Here is a 465-nt window from a genome sequence, read left to right on the forward strand (position 1 = left end):
TTGTACGAGTTTTATTGGTGGGATTTACCTTTATCATGTAGGATAAAAACCTTGTGCCTTTGTTAGCTTTCACAATTTTTGATTTGTCCTTACTAATGGTAAGTTTCAAATCTTGTTCTAGCCATTGCGTTACTTGATTCTTAATCTCTTCGGCTTTGTCATACTCGCCTTTAACGCCAATGATAAAATCATCAGCGTAGCGGATGTATTCAACTCTAGGTTTTGGATTTAGATTTATCCATCTATCAGTCCCTAGTTTATGATGTCGGTTTTTTGACCATGCTCTCATATATTCCGGGTTGCCTTTCTTAATTGGCTTTCCTTCTTTAATCAGTTCTTCCATTTTTAGATCTATGTAATGTAAATATACATTCGCCAGTAAGGGAGAAATAATCCCTCCTCGAGGAGAACCTGATAAGGATTCGTATTTGATTCCGTTTTTCATGAAGCCGGCTTTCAACCATT

Annotated in this window: 1 protein-coding gene; it reads right to left on the minus strand. The window is 36.6% G+C overall.

Going from position 1 to position 465, the window contains the following annotated elements; all coding sequences use genetic code 11:
* On the minus strand, positions 1 to 465 hold a 465-nt coding region (locus B2G44_RS01975; RefSeq protein ID WP_219335504.1), incomplete at both ends, for a reverse transcriptase/maturase family protein.

It is taken from the genome of Candidatus Phytoplasma citri (assembly GCF_002009625.1).
Taxonomy (GTDB): Bacteria; Bacillota_I; Bacilli_A; order Acholeplasmatales; family Acholeplasmataceae; genus Phytoplasma; species Phytoplasma citri.